This is a genomic window from Christiangramia sp. 3-2217-3z (assembly GCF_051195275.1).
GTDB classification, from domain to species: Bacteria; Bacteroidota; Bacteroidia; order Flavobacteriales; family Flavobacteriaceae; genus Christiangramia; species Christiangramia marina.
Genome location: NZ_JBNJLI010000008.1, coordinates 18,139 through 37,435 on the forward strand (window position 1 = coordinate 18,139; position 19,297 = coordinate 37,435).

The 19,297-nt window shown below is 39.9% G+C and carries 23 protein-coding genes; 14 read left to right on the forward strand and 9 right to left on the reverse strand.

The genetic code is table 11. The features are described from left to right. Positions 1-129: 129 nt before the first annotated feature. Positions 130-801, forward strand: a complete 672-nt coding sequence (locus ACSHZO_RS13440; RefSeq protein ID WP_295180823.1) for a peptidoglycan-binding protein LysM — start codon at positions 130-132, stop codon at positions 799-801. Between the two features lie 3 nt (positions 802-804). Here the strand turns inward: ACSHZO_RS13440 and ACSHZO_RS13445 are convergent, their stop codons facing one another. The 3 genes from ACSHZO_RS13445 to dnaA are packed head-to-tail and all read right to left on the reverse strand — an operon-like array spanning position 805 to position 3,436. Continuing rightward, the gene (locus tag ACSHZO_RS13445; protein ID WP_298247850.1) at positions 805-1,533 is read right to left on the reverse strand and encodes an SAM-dependent methyltransferase; all 729 of its coding nucleotides are present in this window, start codon (positions 1,531-1,533) and stop codon (positions 805-807) included. After that, a complete protein-coding gene (locus ACSHZO_RS13450) occupies positions 1,530-1,997 on the reverse strand; it encodes a low molecular weight protein-tyrosine-phosphatase (RefSeq protein WP_298247851.1) in 468 nt (155 codons plus the stop codon). Before ACSHZO_RS13450 ends, ACSHZO_RS13445 begins: the two co-directional genes overlap by 4 nt. A gap of 11 nt (positions 1,998-2,008) precedes the next feature. After that, positions 2,009-3,436, reverse strand: coding sequence for a chromosomal replication initiator protein DnaA (gene dnaA / locus ACSHZO_RS13455; protein WP_295180827.1), 1,428 nt, complete (start codon positions 3,434-3,436; stop codon positions 2,009-2,011). Between the two features lie 205 nt (positions 3,437-3,641). Here dnaA and ACSHZO_RS13460 point away from each other — a divergent pair, with 205 nt between their 5' ends. After that, positions 3,642-4,040 (forward strand): acyl-CoA thioesterase, encoded by a 399-nt coding sequence (locus ACSHZO_RS13460; protein ID WP_298247852.1) that lies wholly within the window; start codon positions 3,642-3,644, stop codon positions 4,038-4,040. Here the strand turns inward: ACSHZO_RS13460 and ACSHZO_RS13465 are convergent. The 4 genes from ACSHZO_RS13465 to ribD are packed head-to-tail and all read right to left on the reverse strand — an operon-like array spanning position 4,034 to position 7,167. After that, positions 4,034-4,651 (reverse strand): IMPACT family protein, encoded by a 618-nt coding sequence (locus ACSHZO_RS13465; protein ID WP_298247853.1) that lies wholly within the window; start codon positions 4,649-4,651, stop codon positions 4,034-4,036. The genes ACSHZO_RS13460 and ACSHZO_RS13465 overlap by 7 nt on opposite strands. Beyond that, positions 4,648-5,520, reverse strand: coding sequence for an EamA family transporter (locus ACSHZO_RS13470; RefSeq protein WP_298247854.1), 873 nt, complete (start codon positions 5,518-5,520; stop codon positions 4,648-4,650). Before ACSHZO_RS13470 ends, ACSHZO_RS13465 begins: the two co-directional genes overlap by 4 nt. Then, positions 5,517-6,125 carry an HAD-IA family hydrolase gene (locus tag ACSHZO_RS13475; RefSeq protein WP_298247855.1) on the reverse strand — a complete coding sequence of 203 codons (609 nt, stop codon included), beginning with the start codon at positions 6,123-6,125 and terminating at the stop codon, positions 5,517-5,519. Before ACSHZO_RS13475 ends, ACSHZO_RS13470 begins: the two co-directional genes overlap by 4 nt. Next, entirely contained in the window at positions 6,118-7,167 is a 1,050-nt protein-coding gene (gene ribD, locus ACSHZO_RS13480) for a bifunctional diaminohydroxyphosphoribosylaminopyrimidine deaminase/5-amino-6-(5-phosphoribosylamino)uracil reductase RibD (protein WP_298247856.1), read from the reverse strand. Before ribD ends, ACSHZO_RS13475 begins: the two co-directional genes overlap by 8 nt. A 28-nt stretch (positions 7,168-7,195) precedes the next feature. Between ribD and ACSHZO_RS13485 the strand changes: the two genes are divergently transcribed. From ACSHZO_RS13485 to ACSHZO_RS13510, 6 genes are read left to right on the forward strand one after another with little or no spacing between them, the layout of a single operon-like run. Continuing rightward, a complete protein-coding gene (locus ACSHZO_RS13485; RefSeq protein ID WP_298247857.1) occupies positions 7,196-7,681 on the forward strand; it encodes a GNAT family N-acetyltransferase in 486 nt (161 codons plus the stop codon). 13 nt (positions 7,682-7,694) lie between these two features. Beyond that, on the forward strand, positions 7,695-8,558 hold the full coding sequence (gene prmC, locus ACSHZO_RS13490; protein ID WP_298247858.1) for a peptide chain release factor N(5)-glutamine methyltransferase: 864 nt from the start codon (positions 7,695-7,697) through the stop codon (positions 8,556-8,558). Further along, positions 8,542-9,144 carry a TIGR00730 family Rossman fold protein gene (locus ACSHZO_RS13495; RefSeq protein ID WP_298247859.1) on the forward strand — a complete coding sequence of 201 codons (603 nt, stop codon included), beginning with the start codon at positions 8,542-8,544 and terminating at the stop codon, positions 9,142-9,144. The genes prmC and ACSHZO_RS13495 overlap by 17 nt, the downstream gene beginning before the upstream one ends. Position 9,145: 1 nt before the next feature. After that, positions 9,146-9,814: a VOC family protein gene (locus ACSHZO_RS13500; protein WP_298247860.1), complete on the forward strand. Its 669-nt coding sequence runs from the start codon at positions 9,146-9,148 to the stop codon at positions 9,812-9,814. 12 nt (positions 9,815-9,826) lie between these two features. After that, complete coding sequence (gene ligA, locus ACSHZO_RS13505; protein ID WP_298247861.1) at positions 9,827-11,824, forward strand: NAD-dependent DNA ligase LigA; 1,998 nt, start codon at positions 9,827-9,829, stop codon at positions 11,822-11,824. 6 nt (positions 11,825-11,830) lie between these two features. Beyond that, entirely contained in the window at positions 11,831-12,502 is a 672-nt protein-coding gene (locus ACSHZO_RS13510) for a M15 family metallopeptidase (RefSeq protein WP_298247862.1), read from the forward strand. Here the strand turns inward: ACSHZO_RS13510 and ACSHZO_RS13515 are convergent, their stop codons facing one another. Next, entirely contained in the window at positions 12,503-13,408 is a 906-nt protein-coding gene (locus tag ACSHZO_RS13515) for a metallophosphoesterase (protein WP_298247863.1), read from the reverse strand. Position 13,409: 1 nt separating this feature from the next. Continuing rightward, positions 13,410-14,165 (reverse strand): 5'-nucleotidase C-terminal domain-containing protein, encoded by a 756-nt coding sequence (locus tag ACSHZO_RS13520; RefSeq protein ID WP_298247864.1) that lies wholly within the window; start codon positions 14,163-14,165, stop codon positions 13,410-13,412. 354 nt (positions 14,166-14,519) lie between these two features. On the opposite strand from ACSHZO_RS13520, the gene ACSHZO_RS13525 reads away from it, so the two are divergent. The 6 genes from ACSHZO_RS13525 (at position 14,520) to ACSHZO_RS13550 (ending at position 19,293) form a co-directional block, all read left to right on the forward strand. Beyond that, positions 14,520-15,026 carry a DUF6913 domain-containing protein gene (locus ACSHZO_RS13525; protein ID WP_298247865.1) on the forward strand — a complete coding sequence of 169 codons (507 nt, stop codon included), beginning with the start codon at positions 14,520-14,522 and terminating at the stop codon, positions 15,024-15,026. Continuing rightward, the gene (dapA, locus tag ACSHZO_RS13530) at positions 15,026-15,901 is read left to right on the forward strand and encodes a 4-hydroxy-tetrahydrodipicolinate synthase (RefSeq protein ID WP_298247866.1); all 876 of its coding nucleotides are present in this window, start codon (positions 15,026-15,028) and stop codon (positions 15,899-15,901) included. Before ACSHZO_RS13525 ends, dapA begins: the two co-directional genes overlap by 1 nt. A gap of 138 nt (positions 15,902-16,039) precedes the next feature. Beyond that, a complete protein-coding gene (locus ACSHZO_RS13535) occupies positions 16,040-16,849 on the forward strand; it encodes an outer membrane protein assembly factor BamD (RefSeq protein WP_260443426.1) in 810 nt (269 codons plus the stop codon). A 10-nt stretch (positions 16,850-16,859) separates the two neighbouring features. Next, positions 16,860-17,186 carry a DNA-directed RNA polymerase subunit omega gene (locus tag ACSHZO_RS13540; RefSeq protein ID WP_141879238.1) on the forward strand — a complete coding sequence of 109 codons (327 nt, stop codon included), beginning with the start codon at positions 16,860-16,862 and terminating at the stop codon, positions 17,184-17,186. Between the two features lie 15 nt (positions 17,187-17,201). Next, on the forward strand, positions 17,202-18,410 hold the full coding sequence (gene coaBC, locus ACSHZO_RS13545; protein WP_298247867.1) for a bifunctional phosphopantothenoylcysteine decarboxylase/phosphopantothenate--cysteine ligase CoaBC: 1,209 nt from the start codon (positions 17,202-17,204) through the stop codon (positions 18,408-18,410). Next, entirely contained in the window at positions 18,403-19,293 is an 891-nt protein-coding gene (locus tag ACSHZO_RS13550) for a DUF4835 family protein (protein ID WP_298247868.1), read from the forward strand. Before coaBC ends, ACSHZO_RS13550 begins: the two co-directional genes overlap by 8 nt. Positions 19,294-19,297 lie beyond the last annotated feature (4 nt).

Genomic DNA, 19,297 nt, shown 5'->3' on the forward strand with positions numbered 1-19,297 from the left:
AATACTTTAAATAAGCTTTAACATACTGTAAATCAGTTTATTAAAAAATGTCGTACATTTGCGCCGCGAATATGAGGAGGGTGAATTTCAAATAATTGAACCACCATTAACTTCTCAAAAACACATGTAATGAGAAAGAAAATTGCAAAATTTTCAATCTTGCCTCTTGCAGCAGGCTCTATTTTTTTTAGTTTTTCAACGAAAAAAGCTGCAAATCTTGATTTGGAAGACTACTCAACTTATGATCTGGAACTTGATTATACAGTCCCAGATGTACGTGAAGAGATCGAACCCGAATTTCAACTTTCAACCACTTCTCCGTTTCTTGGAAAATCTTATGTTGGTTTTAAGGAAGCTCTGGCTTTCAAAGAATCACGTGGTGATTACAAATCCATAAATGAGTTTGGTTATCTGGGAAAGTATCAGTTTGGTAAAGGAACCTTAGAATTGGTTGGTGTTTACGATACCATGGGATTTTTGAATTCACCAGCTTTGCAGGAAGCTGCCTTCTATGCTAATGCATCCAGAAATAAGTGGATCTTGCAGCGTGATATCAAGCGGTTTGTAGGTAAAAACATCAATGGTGTAATAGTAACCGAATCTGGGATTCTTGCGGCAGCGCATTTAGCGGGACCTGGAAGTGTCAAAAAGTATTTGCGTAGCTGGGGAGCACAGGCTTTCAGTGACGCATTTGGTACTACGATCAAAACTTACATGAAACGTTTTGGTGGTTACGATACATCTTTTGTGACGACTACCAAAAATGCCAGGGTAGATTTCGACAATTTGAACGAAGCTTAAAAATTACAGATCCTTTTGGATAATAAAAATAGCCGGTCTTTTATGGAGGTCGGCTTTTATTTTTTTCCAATCTGCTGCTGTTGCCGTTTTAATGAATTCAGTGCTTAGGGTAAGATCGCAGGCAACGCAGATCCTGGTAGTTGGATGTAGTGTTTGAACTAGATCTTCCAGAAACTTATTATTCCTGTACGGCGTTTCTATAAATATCTGAGCCTGATTTTTTTCAGCTGAAATTCTTTCCAGGTTTTTGAGTTCGTTCTTCTTTTCTTTTTTATCGATAGGAAGATAGCCGTGAAATGTAAAGCTTTGACCATTCATTCCGCTAGCCATCATCGCAAGTAGAATAGAACTGGGGCCTACCATAGGAATCACTTTAATGTTGGCGTCATGGGCCAGTCTTACGATCTCGGCGCCTGGATCTGCCACGCCGGGACAACCCGCTTCACTCATTAATCCCATGTCTCTTCCGGCTTTCGCAGCATCAAGAAACGTAGGAATTTCTGTGGCTACTGTAAATTTATTTAAAGCTGAAAGTTTAAGTGAGGCTTGTGGTTTTTCAGGAAGGATATCTTTGATGAATCTTCTGGCAGTCTTTTCATTCTCAACAATAAAATCATCGATATTGGAAATGATTTCAGCATTGATACCCGGGAAAACTTTATCTGCGTCTGAAGCGCCCAGACCAACGGGTATCAGGTAGAGTTTACCGGAATTTGAAGCTTCAGATCTCATAATTCTCCAGATTCAAGTTTTCTTTTTATTTCATCTGTTGCTTCATCAAGCATCATATATACATTTTCAAAACCCTGATCGCCTCCATGATATGGATCTGGAACGTCCACATTTTCTGAAGGGAATATTTCATCAAGTATCAAATGTACTTTCTGGCGTTCTTCGTCAGTTTCTGCCATGGCGATCACATCCTTAAAATTGGAATTATCCATTACGAAAATATGATCGAAGTCCTGGAAATCTTTTTTGCTGAATTGTCTTCCTCTTTGCTGAGAAATATCGAGACCATTTTTGCTAGCAATGGCGATCGATCTTTTGTCTGGTTCAGAATCAACATGCCAGTCTCCGGTTCCTGCGGAATCTACAAAAACTTTTTCAGGATCAACTTTGGATTTAAGAATACCCTCGGCTAGCGGCGATCTGCAGATATTCCCGAGACACACCATCAATACCCTGGTTTTCATAAAGATGTAATTTATAGAGTGAGCTTTTTGTTGAGGTCTTCAACAAATTTCTTGAATTGCTTATCTGTGGCGGCAAGATTATCTACAGTCTTACACGCGTGTAAAACGGTAGCATGATCCCTGCTTCCAATTTGAGAACCTATACTCGCCAGTGATGCTTTGGTGAATTTCTTTGCAAAGAACATTGCCAGTTGTCTGGCTTGTACAATATGGCGTTTTCTCGTTTTCGATTGTAAAGTATCTACATCCATTTGGAAGTAATCACTTACAACCTTCTGAATATAATCTATGGAAACTTCGCGCTTGGTGTTTTTCACGTAGTTATCTACGATCTTTTTCGCCAGTTCCAGAGTGATGTCTTTCTTATTGAAAGAAGAGTGAGCAATTAATGAAATGATTGCACCTTCCAGTTCCCTGATATTGGTTTTGATATTATTAGCCAGGAATTCCACGATATCTTCAGGCATCTCTACACCATCACGATAAAGTTTATTTTTAATAATGGAAACGCGAGTTTCAAAATCTGGATTTTGAAGTTCAGCAGATAGTCCCCATTTAAATCTTGACAGCAGGCGTTGTTCAATATCCTGCATGTCTACCGGAGCCTTGTCACTGGTTAAAATGACCTGTTTCCCGTTTTGATGCAAATGGTTGAAAATATGGAAGAATACATCCTGCGTTCCTGCTTTCCCGGATAATAACTGAATATCATCGACCACCAGTACATCTATGATCTGGTAGAAGTGAATGAAATCATTACGATTATTTTTCTTAACAGATTCAATGTATTGCTGGGTAAATTTTTCCGCAGAAATATATAGAACTGTTTTTTCCGGGTATTTATCTTTGATCTCAACGCCTATAGCATGCGCTAAATGCGTTTTCCCCAGTCCTACACCACCAAATATCAGTAATGGGTTAAAAGAGGTGCCTCCCGGCTTATTCGCAACGGCGAGTCCAGCGGATCGGGCAAGCCTATTTGACTCACCTTCAAGAAAATTATCAAAATTATAATTAGGATTCAGCTGGGATTCGATCTTGACATTACGAATTCCAGGAATAATAAAAGGATTCTTAAGTTCCGGGCTTTTGTTCTTTACTGGTACATCTACCTCCTGAGAAGCCATATGCGATCTTTGAGTACTTGGGATCTTCTCTGTAAATGGGAGCTTATTACCATAGGTATTCTCCATTTTGATCACATAAACCAATTTCGCCTTATCTCCTAGTTCACGCGTAAGAGAAACCTTTAATAATTTCACATAATGTTCTTCCAGCCATTCGTAGAAAAATTTAGATGGCACCTGGATACTCAGGGCACAATCCGTTAGTTTCACTGCTTGGATAGGTTCAAACCATGTTTTGTAAGCTTGAGGTGTAATGTTATCCTGAATAAAAGACAGACAGTTATTCCAAACCGATTGCGCAGTTTTTGACATTATTAGTTAGACGTTATTTTTGGTTACTAGAAAGTTCTAAAGTGGCCTATGAAGCATACAGATCTCCAACTTGAGCAAAGCAAATATGTGAACAAATTATCTAATAAAAAAACCAAATTTGGGTTGAATTTTAAGTAAAATTATTGCATACTTGATTCTGAGCCTGAATATAAAAAACCTTTCTGTGAAAGGCGACAAAAATCACATGAAATCACACGAAACTTCTGTTAAAGTACGATATGCCGAAACCGATCAAATGGGAGTGGTACATCATAGTATTTATCCGCAATACCTTGAAATTGCGAGACTTAACTGGCTAGATACACTTGGTATCTCTTACAAAAGTATGGAAGAGGAAGGGATAATGTTGCCGGTATTCGAATTAAATTTAAAATATCACAAACCGGTTACTTTTGATGAAAAAATCAGGATAGAAACGCGCCTTCGAGAAGAGCCAAATGTTAAAATTATCTTTGATTATTCTCTCTACAATGAACAGGGAAATCTGGTAACTACCGGCTACACTGTACTCGTGTTTATGGATGCCAAAACGAGGAAGCCGGTTAGGTGTCCAAAATATATGTTAGAGGCATTAGGTTATTGATCTTCCAATCTTGAAATCTCAACTTTATAGGTATTGTCGAACTTTGTATAAATGCTTTCGACGTCACTTTTTCGAACTGCAATGCAGATTCTGCAATCCAGTTCAAGTTTTTGATCGATCACGTTCAAATTGTTCTTTTTGATCACCTGCATGACTTTGTTCATTTCAGGATAATCAAATTTTATTACGAAAACCTCATCGATTGTTCGCTTCAGGATATTTGAAGCTTCCAGAGCCATTTGCGCGGCAGTTTTATAGGCATTAATGAGCCCGCCAACTCCTAACTTTACTCCGCCAAAATATCGAACTACGACTATAAGGATATTGGTAACATCAAAGCTTTGTATTTGTCCATAGATTGGCATTCCTGCCGAGTTTGAAGGCTCTCCGTCATCATTTGCACGATAGTGATGGTCTTCTTCGGCCTTACCTGTTTGCCAGGCGTAACACCAGTGTCTCGCTTTGTGGTGGGATGCACGTAATTCTTCCAGATGTTTGGCCGCCTCTTCTTCAGTTTTAATTGGAAATGCATATCCGTAGAATTTAGAATTACGATCCTTGAACAATACTTCCGGGGAGGCTTCAGTAATAGTTTGATACGTGTCTTTCATATGGCTGAATTCGCTACTAGAATTATACTAATCATAGCTAGAATAAGACCTATCCAGTTTTTCCGAATAAGCTGTTCTTTAAAAAGCACGATTCCTACAATTGTTGAAAGCGCGACTATACTCACGTGATTGATCGTAAATATAGTTGAGCTCTCGTATCCTTCACTGCGCAATGCCAGAACAAGGAAGTAAATCGAGAAGTAATTTGGTACGCCCAAAGCTATGCCGCCAAGTAAATTTTTAAACTGAAGTTTTAACTCGCCCCGAATCGCCTGGTAGATCATCACCAGCACCCCAAGCAGTCCAGCCGTTGCGAAGATGGTCGAACTAAACAAGCCTACATCGGTTTTCGAAACATAACTGGTTTCGAGGAATTTTAAACTGGTATCAATAATTCCGCTTCCCAAAAATACGAGCAGTGGAAAAATAAGATTTTGCCATTTTATGCTTATTCCATCTTTGGTTTTTATTGATGTTAGGTACACTGCCACTAATGCCAGCAATATTCCGGCAATCTTCAGTACTCCGGTACTTTCATTGTAGAGAAAGATTCCGCAGAAAACAGGAATAGCGACCGACATTTTTGTGGCTACAGCTACTACTGATAGTCCGCTTTTCTGGGTGGTGATCGCTGCCAGGTTAAAAACAGTGATAAATAGCACTCCCAGCATTAAAGCGCCGGGAAACCATTTTTCAGAAGGAACAGCAGCAAAATCTGAGCCTTCAATAAATCCGAAAAATCCTACAGTACAGGCTATAAAATAATTGATCACAATCGCCTGCAAAGTATTTACCTCGTATTTTTTGTAAAGTCTGAATACGATAAAAATGATCGTGGAAGAAAGAACGCTTAAAAGCAGGTAGATCAAAATAATTCTTTTTTAGTGGTGAATAGATCGATCACATCCTCGCGGGTTGGTTCAAGATTCCATACATGCATTCCCAATGCGGCCGCAGCCTCAGTATTCTCAGCAGTATCATCTATAAACAGGCATTCCTCTGCATTGAGCTCATGTTGCTCTAACACAAACTCAAATATCTCAGGATTTGGCTTGCGCATGCCTATTTCGTGCGATAGATAAAATGCATCAAAACAGCTTTTAAACTCCTCGTAAAATGGAATCCTAGACTTTATGTTTTCAATATGATTTTCATTGGTGTTGCTCAGTAAAATGAGTTCGAATTTCTTTTTTTCTGCTAATTTCTGAAGAAACTGAAGTCGGTATTCCGGGAAATCCAGTAAAATTGAATTCCAGGAATCTATAAAATCTCTATGCTGTAATTGTGGAAATTCAGTTCGGTAGATGTCTGATATTTCATCTGAAGTTACAAATCCTTGCTCGTAATCCCGGTTGCGACTATGGATGTGTTCAGGTAATTCTTTTATCTGTATCTTCTCTAGGTTTTGCTGAGTTGCATCTTTATCGAGATTGATAAACACATCACCAAAATCAAATATGATGGTCTTAATCATTGTCGTTATTTCTAAAGATTTCTAAAAGATCTGCTTCAACTTGATATGCAGAAGCTGGTTTCAAATCTAGTTTCGGAGCTTCAACTCCATCACCAAAGTAGTTGTCACCCGTAAAAACCCGTGCCTCATCCCAAAGGTTTGAAGTAATGAATTGCTTTAAAATATTAGCTCCACCTTCCACAATTAGTGATTGAAGCTCCTGTTCGAAGCAGATCCTGCAAATTGCCTTAGCGATATTTTCTGAAAATTCAATCTTCTGGTAAACAAGGTTTTCGTGCTTCTTCTCAGTCAGTTTTTCGTTTAGAACGATCGTTCTATTTGACAGATCGAAAAGTGCCAGATCTTGGGGGAGTTTCAATTCCCGGTCAATAACCAGTCGAACAGGCGGATTTCCAGACCAGTTTCTAACATCTAAACGAGGATCATCTGCCTTTGCAGTTCCTGTACCTACCAGGATTCCGCTTTCTTCACTACGCCATTTATGAACCAGCTGTTTGCTGTACCGATTTGAAATCCATACCGGTCGATTGGTGTCCTTAGTTTCTGGAGCTAAGAACAGGTCACGGGTTTGGGCCCATTTCAGAATAATATAAGGTCTGTGTTTTTTGTGGCAAGTGAAAAACCGCTTGTTGAGCGCATTACACTCCTCTTCAAGAATCCCAACCTGAACTTCTTTTCCTGCCTCCAGTAATTTCTTGATTCCGCGGCCGGCAACTTTTGCAAATGGATCCATTGTACCTATCACAACCTTGGGGATTCCCCGATCAATGATAAGATCACTGCAGGGTGGGGTTTTTCCAAAATGGCTGCAAGGTTCCAGGCTTACGTAAATAGTGGAATCTTTTAACAGCTCCTGATCCTGAACCGAATTAATAGCATTTACCTCGGCATGAGCCTGTCCCGCTTTCTGGTGCCACCCTTCGCCAATGATCCTGTTTTTATGAACGATCACACTGCCTACCATTGGATTAGGATAGGTGCTTCCGAGCCCGTTTTCGGCTAGTTCTATACAGCGTTTAATGTATTTTTCGTGTATATTCACAGCACAAAAATAGAATTAATTAGGCAGAATGGATACATGGAAAATTCGGGAAATCAAAGCCGAAGATAATCAGCAGGTTAAGCATTTAATCCAAAGTGTATTAGTGGAAATGGGAGTTCCCAAAGTTGGGACTGCTTATGAGGACAAAGCATTAGAGGATATGACTGCGGAATATGATGGAGATAGGAAGACATATTTTATCGTCGAGGAGAACAATAAGGTTATTGGAGGAGCTGGCATTGCTGCATTAAGAGGAACTGAAGAGCCCATTTGTGAGCTTCAGAAAATGTATTTCCTGCCTGCAGCGCGAGGTAGAGGGATTGGGACGAAAATGATCAATACCTGTATGGATTTTGGCAGGCAGCATTTTTTTGAAAAATGCTACATTGAAACACTTCCTTACATGGAAAGTGCCCGTAAACTTTACCATAAAAGCGGATTCGAAACTGTAGAAAAGCCTGTAGGTGATACCGGTCATTACAATTGTACAGTTTATATGCTTAGAGATCTGTAAAGCCAGAAAATTGATGCATTTATCAGATTTTAAAAAAGTATTCTTCGCAAAACTTTCAGATTTCTATCCTGAAACTGAAGTGCAGTCCTTTTATTTTTTATTAACGCAGCATTACCTGGGAAAAACAAGATTGGACCTGGCGCTCGAACCTAAGTATGAGCTTTTAGAGGAGCAAAGAGCACAATTTCAGAAGGCATTGTTGAGGCTAAAGAAATATGAGCCTGTTCAGCATATTCTGGAAGAGACAGAATTCTACGGACTCAGGTTCAAAGTGAGCAAGAATGTACTTATACCCAGACCGGAAACTGAAGAGCTGGTGTCATGGATTCTTGAGGACCTTGCTTCGGAAGAGAAATCCATCAGGATTTTGGATATTGGATCGGGTAGTGGTTGTATTCCTGTGAGCCTGGCTAAAAATTTAAATACTGCGGAAGTGCATTCCTGGGACGTTTCAGAAGAAGCTTTAAAAATTGCTATTTTCAATGCTAAGATTAATAACGTAAACGTTGATTTTCAACTGAAGGATATTCTGAAAACTGAAGATCTGGAGCAGCAATATGATCTCATCGTTTCCAACCCGCCCTATGTGCGTAATCTGGAGAAGAAAGAGATGCATTCCAATGTGCTTGATCACGAACCCGAACTTGCATTATATGTGGACGATGAAGATGCACTTATATTTTACCGGAAAATTAGCGAACTGGCTGCAAAAAACCTGAAAACTGGTGGGAATTTATATTTTGAGATCAACCAGTATCTGGGTAAAGAGACTTTAAGGCTAGTGCAAGGATTTGGTTTTGAAGCAGAATTAAAAAAGGATATTTTTGGGAACGACCGAATGCTAAAAGCAATTAGAATTCATGGAGGAGAATTATAATATTATTGAAAATGTAGCGGTCTTTTGCGCAAGCAGTGACGGAGTAGATCCTGAAATTTTCAAAACCGCCCGCGTTGTAGGTGAAGAGCTCGCAAAGAGGAATATTCGGCTTATCTATGGCGGTAGTAAATTAGGATTAATGGGTCAGGTTGCCGATGGAGTTATGGAAAATGGAGGGTTCGCGACCGGTGTTATTCCCGAGTTTCTAAAAACCAAAGAGGTCGTGCATACAGGGCTGAACCGGCTAATCACTACCAAGGATATGCACGAGCGTAAATTGACCATGAACGAACTTAGCGACGCTTTTATCACCTTGCCCGGTGGTTTTGGTACGCTGGAGGAGTTATTCGAGATTGTTACCTGGGCTCAGCTTGGTTTGCATCGTAAGCCCATTGGCTTGCTGAATATTAACGGATTCTATGACGACCTTCTTAGTATGTTGAAAAAAATGACCGCCAAGGGTCTGCTGAAAGAGGAAAATTTGGAGATCTTACTGGTGGCTGATAATATGGAAGAATTACTGAAGCTGATGCATAATTATAAAGCCAGACCAGTCCCAAAATGGATGAATAAAAACCAAACCTGATATGAAGATCCATAAACTTTGTCTGTACACTTCAGATGTTAGACGGCAATACTCATTTTACAAGGATGATCTTGGAATGGAAATCATCAACTATGAAGAAGATAGTTTTGAAGTACAATGCGGATTTTCAATTTTACGATTCGAATTTAAGGAAAATAGCGTGCCAACGCATTTTGCTTTTCACATACCTGATGAGCAGGAACAGGAGGCGCTTAACTGGTTGAAAACTGTAGTTCCGGTTCTAAAGTATAATGATGAGCAGATCATCGACTTTAGTAACTGGAATGCGAAGTCGGTGTATTTTTATGATAAAGATCGAAACATTGTGGAGTTTATTTCTCGCAGAATTTTCAGCAAACCTGAGCAAGGCATTTTTACTGCGGAAAATATCATAGGAATTGCAGAAATAGGTCTGGCAACATCTAACATCAAAGAAACTTTCAAGCAATTGAATGTCGAGAATAATCTGCATAAATATGATGGAGATTACGAACATTTTTGCGCAATTGGAGAAGATTCAGGTTTATTTATTGTTGTAAACAAGCACAACAAGGAATGGTTTCCCACAAACGATAATGCAGATCCTTCAGATTTTAAGCTGAACTTCGAGCACGAAAACAAGCAATTTCAGCTGAAGTTCGAGAATGACACATTAAAAATTTCCGAATAAGAAAAAGAGAATATGGACGCGGAAAAAAAAATAAAGGCTTTAAGAGAAGAATTACAACAGCATAATTACAATTACTATGTGCTGGACAAGCCTCAAATTAGTGACTATGATTTTGACATGAAGCTGAAGGAATTGCAGCAGCTGGAAGATCAAAATCCAGATTTATTCGATGAAAATTCGCCTACTCAACGCGTGGGTGGTACGGTTACTAAAAATTTTGAAACCATTGTGCATGATCAGCGTATGTATTCGCTTTCAAATTCCTATTCAAAAGAAGAGCTGGAAGATTGGGAGAAACGTATTCGTAAAAGTGTGGATGGCGATATATCTTATGTCTGCGAGTTAAAATATGATGGTGCCTCCATAAGCCTTACTTATGAAAACGGTAAATTATCCCGTGCGGTAACACGTGGTGATGGATTTCAGGGTGATGAGGTAACCAGTAATGTTCGAACGATTCGCTCGGTTCCATTAAAACTGAAGGGTGATTTCCCGGAACGTTTCGATATTCGGGGAGAGATCGTTTTGCCTTATGAAGGTTTTGCGAAAATGAATGCAGAGAGAGTGGAAGCCGGGGAAGAACCCTACGCAAATCCTAGAAATACAGCTTCCGGAAGTTTAAAACTACAGGATAGTGCCGAGGTAGCTCGTCGCCCGCTGGAATGTTTGCTTTACAGCATTGTTGGAAATAATCTGAATATCAAATCACAATACGAAGGTCTGGAAATGGCCAGGAAATGGGGTTTTAAAGCTCCAGCAGAATCAGAATTGAAATCATCTATAGAGGAAGTTTTTGAATATATAAATTACTGGGATAAGCACCGTCACGATCTTCCTTATGAAACAGATGGAGTAGTAATTAAAGTAAATGATCTCCATCAACAGGATGAGCTGGGTCATACGGCTAAATCTCCGCGTTGGGCAATTGCATACAAATTTAAGGCAGAACAGGAATCCACCATACTAGATAAAATTACTTACCAGGTTGGAAGAACCGGCGCGATCACACCTGTGGCAAACCTGCAGCCTGTCCAACTTGCCGGGACGGTAGTACGTCGTGCTTCCTTGCATAACGCAGATCAAATTGAAAAGCTGGACATCAGGGAAGGAGATACCGTTTACGTAGAAAAAGGTGGAGAAATTATTCCGAAGATCGTAGGTGTTGATTTTTCGCAGCGCGACCCGGATTCCAGTCCTACAGAATATGCTTCTCGCTGTCCTGAGTGTGATACAGAACTTGTACGGAATGAAGGGGAAGCGCAGCATTATTGTCCAAATACCAATGGATGTCCTCCGCAAATCATAGGTAGAATTCAGCATTATATATCGCGAAAGGCAATGGATATAGAAGGTCTCGGAGGAGAAACTGTCGCTTTGCTGGTTACCGCAGGGCTCATACATAATTATGCAGACCTTTATACGCTCACTAAAGCGGACATTCTTCCCCTGGAAAGAATGGCGGAAAAGTCGGCAGAGAATCTTATTACCGGTATAGAAAGATCCAGAGAGATACCATTTGAAAGAGTCTTATTCGGACTAGGGATTAGATACGTAGGAGAAACGGTAGCTAAGAAACTGGCCAAACATTTTAAGTCGGTTGAAGCATTGATGGCTGCCAGCAAAGAAGAGCTGGAGAATATTGATGAAATTGGAGAACGTATTGCCTGGAGCGTTGGTGATTTCTTCAGTAACGCTGAAAACAGGAAGAATGTGGAGCGGCTTCGGGAATATGGAATACAAATGGAAATTTCCGCAGAGAAACTGGCGAATCAAACCAGTATCCTGGATGGAAACACATTCGTGATTTCCGGAGTATTCAACAAGGTTTCCAGAAATGATCTAAAAAAACTCATTGAAGATAACGGCGGAAAAGTTTCCAGTTCGATCTCTTCCAAAACTAACTATCTGGTAGCCGGTGAAAACATGGGCCCAAGTAAGCTTGCCAAGGCAGAAAAGCTGGGTACTCAAATGTTGAGCGAAGACGAATTTCTGGCTATGTTGGATAAATAGAATGCTGTGAAAAAGTTTTTCTTTCTTCTGATTATTATGCAAACTGGTTTCTTGTCCAGAGCACAGGCCATTCCTGAAGATTTTGTGTACCTGAAAGATGTGGTGCCATTTGCGATCGAGGAAGTTCGCTATGCAGGGGAGCATAATTTTACAGGCAGACCAGTTCCCGGATATGAGTCGGAGCAGATCATTCTGACTAAAAAAGCTGCGGAAGCCTTAAAAAAAGTACAGCAAGAACTTATTCAGAAGGATTTGATGTTAAAGGTTTTCGATGCTTACCGACCTCAGACTGCTGTTAATGAGTTTGTAGCATGGGCTCGAAAACCCGGAGACACCCTGGCAAAAAACGAATTTTATCCTGATGTTGAAAAAAGCAGGCTGTTTGAACTCGGTTATATCGCGTCAAAATCTGGACATTCCAGGGGTGGTACTATTGATCTTACTTTGGTAAACGCGAACACCTGTAAGGAATTGGATATGGGTGGAGCTTACGATTTTTTCGGAGAAATATCTCACCATCGTTCAGCTTCGGTCACTTCAGAACAAAAGAAAAACAGGGAACTTTTAAGAACAGTTATGCTTAAAAATGGTTTCCGAAGTTATTCTGAAGAATGGTGGCATTATACCCTAAATGCCGAACCCTTTCCTTATCAATATTTCGACTTTCCAATAAAGTAATTATACCGCAAGCTTTACACCGTCTGCGGAAGATTTTTTCCCATTTTGAAAAAAGAAATCTACTCTGCCCAGATAGACACCATAGCAGCCAACCTGGTTTACCAGTACAGGATTTCCTGCCTTGTTGGTTTCCACCGTTGGTTTGTCAAGAAACGTATGCGTATGTCCTCCAATGATGAGGTCAATATTTTCTGTAGATTTCGCCAGTTTAATATCCCCGATCTTTTGAGATGAATATTTATATCCAAGATGTGACAAACAAATTACCAGGTCACAATTTTCTTCATCTTTAAGAATCCGGCTCATATCGGTAGCGATCTCGATTGGGTCTAAATATTCAGTCTCCTTGTACAGTTTGTTGCTTACCAATCCCTGCAATTCGATCCCAACACCAAATACGCCGATCTTTATACCATCTTTAGTGAAAGTGCGGAACTTATCAGTTTTTCCATCCATGATGGTATTGCTGAAGTCGTAATTTGATATTACAAATGGAAACTCCGCATGTGGTAGCTGGGCATATAATCCATCGATACCATTATCAAAATCATGGTTTCCAAGGGTTGCAGCATCATACTTTAGCATGCTCATTAACTTGAATTCCAGTTCACCACCGTAAAAATTGAAGTAAGGCGTGCCCTGGAAAATATCTCCGGCATCCAGCAACAGGGTATTAGGGTTTTCTCTGCGTATTTTCTCTACCAGGGTAGCTCTTCTGGCAACGCCTCCAAGATTTGCATTTCTACCTGCCTCTGGACCAAATGCCTCGATATGGCTATGTACATCATTCGTGTGCAGGATCGTGATCTGTTGTCTTTCAGGTTTAAATGATAAAGCTGAAAGTCCTCCCAGGCTTACTAAAGCTGTAGCGGCTGCCGTATTCTGAATAAAATCTCTTCTCTTCATATTACTGTCTTATATAGCGATCATCGATCACACTTCTAATGGTATCGGTTTTACTAAAGTAGTCTATCATCACATTGCGAATCTTGTATTCACTGGAATGAATACTTACAGGATTAGCGAAGAATTTCATATTATCACCGCCACCAACTAGATAATCTGATGTCGCAACAAAATAGGTGCTGTCTTTCGAAATCTGCTGTTCGTTGATCGTCACATTTTTGATCATATAACTGCCGTCAGCGATAATCCTGATTCCGCTTACCGGATGTGCAGTTTTGGCTTTGCTGAGGTAATCCATCATCTCCAGCATTTTTTCACCTTTCAGCTCAGCGATGACCACTTCATTTTCAAAGGGCATTATCTGGTACGCAGTCCGGGTGCTAACATTTCCAACAGGAATTTCTGCACGTATTCCACCATGATTCAGTAAAACCATATCTATACTGTTTCCGGTATTTTTTTCGAATACAGGGTTCACCTGTTCCATCAGTGCATCTGCCATCAGGTTGCCAATAGCCGTATTGAGGTCTCCGTCGCTTTTGGAAAGAAATGAAGGGTTGTAGCTAAGAGGTGAATCAAGAGTTTCGTTAAGGTGTTCCTTGTATGGAGCGATAAATTCAGCAATCTCTGAATCTTCTTCAATACTATTGTCCACAGCAATTCTTTTTCCATCTACCTGCTCTAAATGTTTGAATTCAGTTTTACAGGAGCTCAGCATTAGTACTGAAGCAAATATGATCGTGGTAAGGTGTTTCATTCCATTTCGCATTACTTTTCAAATATAACAAGATTAGCCGGTGAGTCATGTGTTCAGGTTATTTATAAGCGAAAAATTATAAAGATTTGGTTTGTAGTTAGTGCTGTTGAATTTCCAAGACCTTCATTCTTAAGTTATGACTTTACTCAAAGAGTGCGTGTAAACCTATCCATCATTATTCCTTGCTTTCTTTTCTTCTGCCATGGAAAATAGCTTCTCAGGCTTTGCATCATTGGTTTAAAATTTTACAAATTATAGAAAGCTGTTTAATCTGCAGAATCTTGTCTTCGGAAGCCACCTCAAGACATAGTTTGCTTATAGAAATTATTTACATTTGCCCTCCGAAATCATTGAATGATCACGAATAAAATAAAATCGGTTCAGCTAAAGAAAGCCATTGATAAACTGAAGAAGAAGAGGCAATTTGCTACGAATACTTCAAACCGGGTATTGCTGGTTATTTCTGAAGATAATTTTGAAGTCTATAAGAATCTTCAGAATCTCTGGAAAAGTTTAGGCCTGTCTGCAAATGCTTATGATGTCGTGATCTGCGGAAGTGTTCGTAATATAGATGATAAAGATCTGTTGCAAATTAGTTTTAAAGACTTAGGTCTTGATGGCGAAATTAAAAACAAGGATCTGCTGGCGCTTTTGGAATATGAATTTGGATCAGCGATCGTTATAAGCGGCGAAGAAACTTTGCTTTCAAATTATGTGGCTTTAAGATCTGGGGCAACATTTTTGATTGGTAAATCCGCGGATCCTTTTTCGATCCTGGATGTAGAAATTTTTGAAAATGATCCTTCTCTTCTTGAAGCAGAATTGATCAGATATTATAAAATATTAAAAAATAAAAAGTAATGGAAGCTTTTATTGGTACCGGAGTAGCACTGGTTACTCCTTTTAAAGAAGATCTTAGTGTAGATACAAATGCTCTTTCAGCATTAGTGAAGGATCAGATAGATAACGGCATCGAATACCTGGTGGTTTTAGGAACTACTGCAGAGAGTGCAACCCTTAGTAAGAAAGAAAAGGAGCTTGTAAAAACTGTGATCAAAGAGGCAAACCAGGGTAAACTACCTTTAGTTCTTGGTATGGGAAGTAATGATACCGCCGGACTGGTGGAAGACCTTATCTCAGAAGATCTGGAAGGTTTTGATGCAATACTTTCAGTATCTCCATTCTACAACAAACCAACACAGGAAGGAATCTACCGTCACTTTAAGGCAGTAGCTGAAGCTTCACCACTACCGGTTATTCTATACAATGTACCGGGTAGAACTGCGAGTAACATCCTGCCGGAAACCGTCAACAGGATCGCCAGAGATTTCAAAAACGTGATCGGTGTAAAGGAAGCCGCTGGAGATATGGTGCAGGCTATGAAATTGATCTCACTTGTTCCTGAAGATTTCCTGGTTATTTCAGGAGATGATATGATCACTTTACCAATGACACTTGCAGGCGGGAAAGGTGTGATCTCTGTAATTGGTCAGGGCTTGCCCAAAGAATTTTCAGAAATGGTACGTCTGGGATTAAAAGGAGAAGTTAGAGAAGCTTACAAATTACATTACCGCATAGCACCTTCCATAGACATGATCTTTGCTGAAGGCAATCCAGCTGGAATCAAAGCTATGCTACATAAAAGATCTCTGGTTAAAAATAATTTGCGACTACCTTTAGTAGAAGCGACCGATGTTCTTTATGCTAGAATTTCAGCCTTCGTTGAAAGTTTCTAGTCTAAACTGAAGTAAAAATAAATTTTAAAAGACTTTCCTGATACAATAATTGCCCGTAAATAGGGTTATTTGAGTAGACTAGGAAAGTTTTTTTTATACTAACAAAAAATGTATTTTTGCCAGATGTTTTTACGTATCATGAAAAAAGGAATTCTCGCTCTAGGCCTATTGATGGTCACTATATCTTGTAGTGAATATCAGTCATTGCTTAAAAATGAGGAAACTGCGCCTAAATATACGGCTGCAGAGGAATTATATACCGAAGGTAAAGAAGAAGACGATAATGGAAAGCTACGTAAAGCTTTGCGATTATTAGAGCAGATCGAGCCTGAGTATCGAGGAAAACCTCAGGGTGAACGCCTTGTTTACATTCTTGGAGATACGTATTACCAATTAGGTGATTATTATAATGCACCTTTCAATTTTGAACGTTTTGTACAATTGTATCCAAATAGCCAGAAGGTAGAAGAGGCCGAGTATAAATCGGCGGTTAGCTATTACAATCGTTCTCCGCGCTTTAACCTGGACCAAACCGATACCAGAAAAGCGATCGAAGAACTTCAGGTTTATCTAAATAAGTATCCGGAAGGAGAATTTGTAGATTCAGCAAATGATTACGCGACAGAGTTGCGAGTGAAGCTGGAGAAGAAAGCATACGAGATCGCAAAGCAGTATCACAAGACCAGATATTATAAGGCGGCAATCGCCTCTTTCAATAACTTCATTGCAGAATATCCTGGATCCCCGTTTAGAGAAGCTGCATATTACTATCGATACGATTCAGCTTACCAGCTGGCGATCAATAGTTTTGAAGTTTTGATGCAGGAAAGACTTGAAAATGCCAGGGAATTTTATAATTCCTACAATAAATACTATCCAGAAGGAGAGTTTACTCAGGACTCTGAGACTTCCATGATGGAAATTGATAAAAGGTTAGAGAATTTTTAATAAAGGAATGATGGATTTTAAAAAAATTGATGCCCCGGTTAACACAACTACTATCAACAAAAATGAAGTAGATGCACCTACCGGAAACATTTACGAGGCGATATCTATCGTAGCGAAAAGAGCTGGACAGATTAATGGTGAAATCAAAAAAGAGCTTTTAGAAAAGCTTGATGAGTTCGCTACTTATAACGATTCTCTTGACGAGATTTTTGAAAACAAAGAGCAGATCGAGGTTTCAAAATTCTACGAAAAACTACCAAAACCGCAATCACTTGCGATCCAGGAGTGGCTTGATGACAAGATCTACTGGAGAAACACTATGGAAACCGAAGAATAGAATCGGTTAACTGATATGTCTGTACTTCAAGGCAAAAAAGTTTTACTCGGCATTACCGGAGGTATTGCTGCCTACAAAACTGCTTCACTGGTACGGCTATTTGTGAAGTCTGGTGCAGAGGTGAGGGTTGTTATGACCCAGGCTGCAAAAGAATTTATCACTCCGCTTACACTTTCAACTCTTTCCAAGAATGAAGTCTATTCTTCATTTACGAGCGAAGAGGATGAGAATGAACAATGGAATAATCACGTGGAACTCGGCCTATGGGCCGATTTCATGCTTTTAGCCCCAGCCACAGCGAGCACTCTCTCTAAAATGGCTTCGGGGAACAGCGATAACATATTGCTTGCTACTTATCTTTCAGCTAAATGTGAAGTTTTCTTTGCTCCGGCAATGGATCTTGACATGTATAAGCATCCATCTACTACCAAAAGTTTCGAAACGCTCCAGGGATATGGGAATATCATGATTCCTTCGGGAACGGGCGAGCTAGCGAGCGGACTTTCGGGAAAAGGAAGAATGGCAGAGCCTGAAGAGATCATTAGCTTTATTGAAGATCATCTGTCTAAAGATCTTCCACTTCGGAATAAGAAAATTGTTATTACTGCAGGACCAACTTATGAAGCCATAGACCCGGTACGATTTATAGGTAATCATTCCAGTGGTAAAATGGGCTTCGCAATTGCCTTAAAGGCGGCAGAAGCTGGCGCTGAAGTTGTCTTAATTGCAGGTCCTACACATCTTGATATCTCTCATGCTAATATTGAACTCAGAAGAGTGGTGAGCACACGGGATATGTACGAAGCTGCTCATGCGGAGTTTGAAAACACCGATGTTTTTATTGCTGCGGCAGCTGTAGCCGATTACAGACCTAAGACGGTTGCAAATCAAAAGATCAAAAAGAACGATCCATCATTAAACTTGGAATTAACCAAAACTGAAGATATTCTTGCCTCCCTGGGAGCTATTAAGAAAGATCAGAAGTTGGTAGGTTTCGCTTTAGAGACCAATAATGAGGAAGAGAATGCAAGAAAAAAGCTGGAAAAGAAAAATCTAGATTTTATTGTCTTAAATTCCCTTCAGGATACTGGTGCAGGTTTTAAAGGAGATACCAATAAGATCAGGATCATTTATCCAGATAGAAAACTGGAATTTGACCTTAAAAGTAAAACCGAAGTTGCCCGGGATATCATTTCAGAAGTAATCAAAATGTTTCATGCGTAGAATTGCCTTTCTAGTACTGTTCACTATATGTTCCTATTCAGGAATTGCACAGCAATTAAGTTGCGAGGTAGTGGTCAACGCAGAACAAACAGGGCAGGCAAATCTTTCTGTATTTAAGACACTGGAAAGATCTCTTAATGAGTTTATTAACCAGACTACGTGGACAGACAGGCGTTTGCAGGATCATGAACGTATTAACTGTAGTATGTTTATTACGATTAATAGTTTTGAAGGAGAGAGCTTTAATGGCACTATCCAGATCCAATCTTCCAGACCGGTTTATGGAACCAGTATGATCACTCCGGTATTTAATTTTAATGACGAACAATTCAGTTTTAGTTACCGGGAATATCAACCTTTGAATTATAGTCAGAATACTTACACCAATAATCTCGTATCTGTTATTTCCTTTTACGTATACACCATTCTTGGACTTGATGCGGATACCTTTGCTCCGGAAGGTGGAACAGCTTTCTTCGAGGAAGCCAACAGGATCGTTACAACCGCCCAGCAGGGAAACTCGCAGGGTTGGAGAGGATCAGACGGTCAACGTTCGCGTTTCAGGCTTAATGCAGATTTACTGGCGAACACCTATGCGGAATACCGTGAAGCACTTTACGATTATCATAGGTTAGGTCTTGATGTCATGCATGCTGATGTAATGGCTGGGAAAACCGCAATTGCCGAATCTTTGAATAAGCTGGAAGTGATGAACAATCGTAGAAATAACTCCCTGTTGCTCCGTGCTTTTTTCGACTCCAAGGCAGATGAGATCGCTTCTGTCTATACCGGAGGGCCTGCTTATCCTGCTAAGAATGAACTTATCCGAACACTGAATAATATCGCAGCCAGGTATGCCCGTAGCTGGCGAAATATTCAGTAGGAAT

What these genes read in the sequence shown, in the direction of transcription:
- ACSHZO_RS13440 (WP_295180823.1), top strand. Translation starts at nt 130, where the DNA reads ATGAGAAAGAAAATTGCAAAATTTTCAATCTTGCCTCTTGCAGCAGGC.
- ACSHZO_RS13445 (WP_298247850.1), bottom strand. Translation starts at nt 1,533, where the DNA reads ATGAGATCTGAAGCTTCAAATTCCGGTAAACTCTACCTGATACCCGTT.
- ACSHZO_RS13450 (WP_298247851.1), bottom strand. Translation starts at nt 1,997, where the DNA reads ATGAAAACCAGGGTATTGATGGTGTGTCTCGGGAATATCTGCAGATCG.
- dnaA (WP_295180827.1), bottom strand. Translation starts at nt 3,436, where the DNA reads ATGTCAAAAACTGCGCAATCGGTTTGGAATAACTGTCTGTCTTTTATT.
- ACSHZO_RS13460 (WP_298247852.1), top strand. Translation starts at nt 3,642, where the DNA reads ATGAAATCACACGAAACTTCTGTTAAAGTACGATATGCCGAAACCGAT.
- ACSHZO_RS13465 (WP_298247853.1), bottom strand. Translation starts at nt 4,651, where the DNA reads ATGAAAGACACGTATCAAACTATTACTGAAGCCTCCCCGGAAGTATTG.
- ACSHZO_RS13475 (WP_298247855.1), bottom strand. Translation starts at nt 6,125, where the DNA reads ATGATTAAGACCATCATATTTGATTTTGGTGATGTGTTTATCAATCTC.
- ACSHZO_RS13485 (WP_298247857.1), top strand. Translation starts at nt 7,196, where the DNA reads ATGGATACATGGAAAATTCGGGAAATCAAAGCCGAAGATAATCAGCAG.
- prmC (WP_298247858.1), top strand. Translation starts at nt 7,695, where the DNA reads ATGCATTTATCAGATTTTAAAAAAGTATTCTTCGCAAAACTTTCAGAT.
- ACSHZO_RS13495 (WP_298247859.1), top strand. Translation starts at nt 8,542, where the DNA reads ATGGAGGAGAATTATAATATTATTGAAAATGTAGCGGTCTTTTGCGCA.
- ACSHZO_RS13500 (WP_298247860.1), top strand. Translation starts at nt 9,146, where the DNA reads ATGAAGATCCATAAACTTTGTCTGTACACTTCAGATGTTAGACGGCAA.
- ligA (WP_298247861.1), top strand. Translation starts at nt 9,827, where the DNA reads ATGGACGCGGAAAAAAAAATAAAGGCTTTAAGAGAAGAATTACAACAG.
- ACSHZO_RS13515 (WP_298247863.1), bottom strand. Translation starts at nt 13,408, where the DNA reads ATGAAGAGAAGAGATTTTATTCAGAATACGGCAGCCGCTACAGCTTTA.
- ACSHZO_RS13520 (WP_298247864.1), bottom strand. Translation starts at nt 14,165, where the DNA reads ATGAAACACCTTACCACGATCATATTTGCTTCAGTACTAATGCTGAGC.
- ACSHZO_RS13525 (WP_298247865.1), top strand. Translation starts at nt 14,520, where the DNA reads ATGATCACGAATAAAATAAAATCGGTTCAGCTAAAGAAAGCCATTGAT.
- dapA (WP_298247866.1), top strand. Translation starts at nt 15,026, where the DNA reads ATGGAAGCTTTTATTGGTACCGGAGTAGCACTGGTTACTCCTTTTAAA.
- ACSHZO_RS13535 (WP_260443426.1), top strand. Translation starts at nt 16,040, where the DNA reads ATGAAAAAAGGAATTCTCGCTCTAGGCCTATTGATGGTCACTATATCT.
- ACSHZO_RS13540 (WP_141879238.1), top strand. Translation starts at nt 16,860, where the DNA reads ATGGATTTTAAAAAAATTGATGCCCCGGTTAACACAACTACTATCAAC.
- coaBC (WP_298247867.1), top strand. Translation starts at nt 17,202, where the DNA reads ATGTCTGTACTTCAAGGCAAAAAAGTTTTACTCGGCATTACCGGAGGT.
- ACSHZO_RS13550 (WP_298247868.1), top strand. Translation starts at nt 18,403, where the DNA reads ATGCGTAGAATTGCCTTTCTAGTACTGTTCACTATATGTTCCTATTCA.